Genomic DNA, 5,479 nt, shown 5'->3' on the forward strand with positions numbered 1-5,479 from the left:
CATCAGGGAGCAAGCTCCCATCTGTCCGCTCGACTTGCATGTATTAGGCACGCCGCCAGCGTTCGTCCTGAGCCAGGATCAAACTCTCCGATAAAGTAGTTTGACTGACTACGCACATCGCTGTGCGATTTTAAAAAAACTGAATTAACAGGTACGTTTTGTCTTGTTTAGTTTTCAAAGATCATTTTGCTTGCTCGCTTTGTTAAAGCAACTTTATTAGTATACAACGTCACTTCTTCAAAGTCAACAACTTTTTTAAAAAATTGCACTAACGTGCAATTGCTTGGCGGCGTCCTACTCTCACAGGGGGAAACCCCCGACTACCATCGGCGCTGAAGAGCTTAACTTCCGTGTTCGGTATGGGAACGGGTGTGACCTCTTCGCTATCGCCACCAAACAAATTGAGAGTGTTCTCTCAAAACTAGATAACAGGTGTGACATCATTCAAAAATATGGTTAAGTCCTCGATCGATTAGTATCTGTCAGCTCCATGTGTCGCCACACTTCCACCTCAGACCTATCAACCTGATCATCTTTCAGGGATCTTACTTCCTTGCGGAATGGGAAATCTCATCTTGAGGGGGGCTTCATGCTTAGATGCTTTCAGCACTTATCCCGTCCGCACATAGCTACCCAGCGATGCCCTTGGCAGAACAACTGGTACACCAGCGGTGCGTCCATCCCGGTCCTCTCGTACTAAGGACAGCTCCTCTCAAATTTCCTGCGCCCGCGACGGATAGGGACCGAACTGTCTCACGACGTTCTGAACCCAGCTCGCGTACCGCTTTAATGGGCGAACAGCCCAACCCTTGGGACCGACTACAGCCCCAGGATGCGATGAGCCGACATCGAGGTGCCAAACCTCCCCGTCGATGTGGACTCTTGGGGGAGATAAGCCTGTTATCCCCGGGGTAGCTTTTATCCGTTGAGCGATGGCCCTTCCATGCGGAACCACCGGATCACTAAGCCCGACTTTCGTCCCTGCTCGACTTGTAGGTCTCGCAGTCAAGCTCCCTTGTGCCTTTACACTCTGCGAATGATTTCCAACCATTCTGAGGGAACCTTTGGGCGCCTCCGTTACCTTTTAGGAGGCGACCGCCCCAGTCAAACTGCCCACCTGACACTGTCTCCCCGCCCGATAAGGGCGGCGGGTTAGAAGGTCAATACAGCCAGGGTAGTATCCCACCGATGCCTCCACCGAAGCTGGCGCTCCGGTTTCCAAGGCTCCTACCTATCCTGTACAAGCTGTACCAACATTCAATATCAGGCTGCAGTAAAGCTCCACGGGGTCTTTCCGTCCTGTCGCGGGTAACCTGCATCTTCACAGGTACTATAATTTCACCGAGTCTCTCGTTGAGACAGTGCCAGATCGTTGCGCCTTTCGTGCGGGTCGGAACTTACCCGACAAGGAATTTCGCTACCTTAGGACCGTTATAGTTACGGCCGCCGTTTACTGGGGCTTCAATTCGCACCTTCGCTTACGCTAAGCGCTCCTCTTAACCTTCCAGCACCGGGCAGGCGTCAGCCCCTATACTTCGCCTTACGGCTTCGCAGAGACCTGTGTTTTTGCTAAACAGTCGCCTGGGCCTATTCACTGCGGCTCTCTCGGGCTTGCACCCTAACAGAGCACCCCTTCTCCCGAAGTTACGGGGTCATTTTGCCGAGTTCCTTAACGAGAGTTCTCTCGATCACCTTAGGATTCTCTCCTCGCCTACCTGTGTCGGTTTGCGGTACGGGCACCTCTCACCTCGCTAGAGGCTTTTCTTGGCAGTGTGGAATCAGGAACTTCGCTACTATATTTCGCTCGCCATCACAGCTCAGCCTTATGGGAAACGGATTTGCCTATTTCCCAGCCTAACTGCTTGGACGCGGATATCCAATACCGCGCTTACCCTATCCTCCTGCGTCCCCCCATTGCTCAAATGGTGAGGAGGTGGTACAGGAATATCAACCTGTTGTCCATCGCCTACGCCTTTCGGCCTCGGCTTAGGTCCCGACTAACCCTGAGCGGACGAGCCTTCCTCAGGAAACCTTAGGCATTCGGTGGAGGGGATTCTCACCCCTCTTTCGCTACTCATACCGGCATTCTCACTTCTAAGCGCTCCACCAGTCCTTCCGGTCTGGCTTCACAGCCCTTAGAACGCTCTCCTACCACTGTTCGAAGAACAGTCCGCAGCTTCGGTGATACGTTTAGCCCCGGTACATTTTCGGCGCAGAGTCACTCGACCAGTGAGCTATTACGCACTCTTTAAATGGTGGCTGCTTCTAAGCCAACATCCTGGTTGTCTAAGCAACTCCACATCCTTTTCCACTTAACGTATACTTTGGGACCTTAGCTGGCGGTCTGGGCTGTTTCCCTTTCGACTACGGATCTTATCACTCGCAGTCTGACTCCCAAGGATAAGTCATTGGCATTCGGAGTTTGACTGAATTCGGTAACCCGGTAGGGCCCCTAGTCCAATCAGTGCTCTACCTCCAAGACTCTTACCTTGAGGCTAGCCCTAAAGCTATTTCGGAGAGAACCAGCTATCTCCAGGTTCGATTGGCATTTCACCCCTACCCACACCTCATCCCCGCACTTTTCAACGTGCGTGGGTTCGGGCCTCCATTCAGTGTTACCTGAACTTCACCCTGGACATGGGTAGATCACCTGGTTTCGGGTCTACGACCACGTACTCATGCGCCCTATTCAGACTCGCTTTCGCTGCGGCTCCGCATCTTCTGCTTAACCTTGCACGGGATCGTAACTCGCCGGTTCATTCTACAAAAGGCACGCCATCACCCGTTAACGGGCTCTGACTACTTGTAGGCACACGGTTTCAGGATCTCTTTCACTCCCCTTCCGGGGTGCTTTTCACCTTTCCCTCACGGTACTGGTTCACTATCGGTCACTAGGGAGTATTTAGCCTTGGGAGATGGTCCTCCCGGATTCCGACGGAATTTCACGTGTTCCGCCGTACTCAGGATCCACTCAGGAGAGAACGAAGTTTTGACTACAGGGCTGTTACCTCCTATGGCGGGCCTTTCCAGACCTCTTCATCTACCTCGTTCTTTTGTAACTCCGTACAGAGTGTCCTACAACCCCAAGAGGCAAGCCTCTTGGTTTGGGCTGATCCCGTTTCGCTCGCCGCTACTCAGGGAATCGCATTTGCTTTCTCTTCCTCCGGGTACTTAGATGTTTCAGTTCCCCGGGTCTGCCTTCTCATATCCTATGAATTCAGATATGGATACCACTCCATTACGAGTGGTGGGTTTCCCCATTCGGAAATCTCCGGATCAAAGCTTGCTTACAGCTCCCCGAAGCATATCGGTGTTCGTCCCGTCCTTCATCGGCTCCTAGTGCCAAGGCATCCACCGTGCGCCCTTTCTAACTTAACCGTTAAAAAGAATCACTATGTGATATCTTGTGTTACTAATTGAATGTGATGTCTACTGTTATCTAGTTTTCAAAGAACACGTTTCGAAGGAATGATCCTTCAAAACTAAACAAGACAGGGAACGTTCTGTTTATAAGACCCAAGGTCTTATATTCCGTATAATATCCTTAGAAAGGAGGTGATCCAGCCGCACCTTCCGATACGGCTACCTTGTTACGACTTCACCCCAATCATCTGTCCCACCTTCGGCGGCTGGCTCCTAAAAGGTTACCTCACCGACTTCGGGTGTTACAAACTCTCGTGGTGTGACGGGCGGTGTGTACAAGGCCCGGGAACGTATTCACCGCGGCATGCTGATCCGCGATTACTAGCGATTCCAGCTTCACGCAGTCGAGTTGCAGACTGCGATCCGAACTGAGAACAGATTTGTGGGATTGGCTTAACCTCGCGGTTTCGCTGCCCTTTGTTCTGTCCATTGTAGCACGTGTGTAGCCCAGGTCATAAGGGGCATGATGATTTGACGTCATCCCCACCTTCCTCCGGTTTGTCACCGGCAGTCACCTTAGAGTGCCCAACTGAATGCTGGCAACTAAGATCAAGGGTTGCGCTCGTTGCGGGACTTAACCCAACATCTCACGACACGAGCTGACGACAACCATGCACCACCTGTCACTCTGCCCCCGAAGGGGACGTCCTATCTCTAGGATTGTCAGAGGATGTCAAGACCTGGTAAGGTTCTTCGCGTTGCTTCGAATTAAACCACATGCTCCACCGCTTGTGCGGGCCCCCGTCAATTCCTTTGAGTTTCAGTCTTGCGACCGTACTCCCCAGGCGGAGTGCTTAATGCGTTAGCTGCAGCACTAAGGGGCGGAAACCCCCTAACACTTAGCACTCATCGTTTACGGCGTGGACTACCAGGGTATCTAATCCTGTTCGCTCCCCACGCTTTCGCTCCTCAGCGTCAGTTACAGACCAGAGAGTCGCCTTCGCCACTGGTGTTCCTCCACATCTCTACGCATTTCACCGCTACACGTGGAATTCCACTCTCCTCTTCTGCACTCAAGTTCCCCAGTTTCCAATGACCCTCCCCGGTTGAGCCGGGGGCTTTCACATCAGACTTAAGAAACCGCCTGCGAGCCCTTTACGCCCAATAATTCCGGACAACGCTTGCCACCTACGTATTACCGCGGCTGCTGGCACGTAGTTAGCCGTGGCTTTCTGGTTAGGTACCGTCAAGGTACCGCCCTATTCGAACGGTACTTGTTCTTCCCTAACAACAGAGCTTTACGATCCGAAAACCTTCATCACTCACGCGGCGTTGCTCCGTCAGACTTTCGTCCATTGCGGAAGATTCCCTACTGCTGCCTCCCGTAGGAGTCTGGGCCGTGTCTCAGTCCCAGTGTGGCCGATCACCCTCTCAGGTCGGCTACGCATCGTTGCCTTGGTGAGCCGTTACCTCACCAACTAGCTAATGCGCCGCGGGTCCATCTGTAAGTGGTAGCCGAAGCCACCTTTTATGTTTGAACCATGCGGTTCAAACAACCATCCGGTATTAGCCCCGGTTTCCCGGAGTTATCCCAGTCTTACAGGCAGGTTACCCACGTGTTACTCACCCGTCCGCCGCTAACATCAGGGAGCAAGCTCCCATCTGTCCGCTCGACTTGCATGTATTAGGCACGCCGCCAGCGTTCGTCCTGAGCCAGGATCAAACTCTCCGATAAAGTAGTTTGACTGACTACGCACATCGCTGTGCGATTTTTAAAAACTGAATTAACAGGTACGTTTTGTCTTGTTTAGTTTTCAAAGATCATTTTGTTTGTCCGCTTTGTTAAAGCAACTTTATTAGTATACAACGTCACTTCTTCAAAGTCAACAACTTTTTTTAAAAACTTTTGGTGGAGCCTAGCGGGATCGAACCGCTGACCTCCTGCGTGCAAAGCAGGCGCTCTCCCAGCTGAGCTAAGGCCCCACAAAAAATGATCGGGAAGACAGGATTCGAACCTGCGACCCCATGGTCCCAAACCATGTGCTCTACCAAGCTGAGCTACTTCCCGATTTCCTATCTATTCTATTAAAAGATATGGCGCGCCCGAGAGGAGTCG

General features: G+C 52.1%; 2 tRNA genes and 4 rRNA genes. All 6 read right to left on the reverse strand.

Annotation, left to right across the window (positions count from 1 at the left end):
* Positions 1–94, reverse strand: a 16S ribosomal RNA gene (locus C400_RS0125700); the annotation flags it as partial.
* A 187-nt stretch (positions 95–281) separates the two neighbouring features.
* Positions 282–397, reverse strand: a 5S ribosomal RNA gene (gene rrf / locus C400_RS0125710).
* 55 nt (positions 398–452) lie between these two features.
* Positions 453–3,378 (reverse strand): 23S ribosomal RNA (locus tag C400_RS0125715).
* 170 nt (positions 3,379–3,548) lie between these two features.
* A 16S ribosomal RNA gene (locus tag C400_RS0125720) occupies positions 3,549–5,098 on the reverse strand.
* Between the two features lie 172 nt (positions 5,099–5,270).
* A tRNA-Ala gene (locus C400_RS0125725) sits at positions 5,271–5,346 on the reverse strand.
* 11 nt (positions 5,347–5,357) lie between these two features.
* Positions 5,358–5,431: transfer RNA gene (locus C400_RS0125730), tRNA-Pro, on the reverse strand.
* Between the last annotated feature and the right edge of the window lie 48 nt (positions 5,432–5,479).

Source organism: Paenibacillus sp. ICGEB2008, from assembly GCF_000307675.1.
In the GTDB taxonomy this organism is placed as follows: Bacteria; Bacillota; Bacilli; order Paenibacillales; family Paenibacillaceae; genus Paenibacillus; species Paenibacillus polymyxa.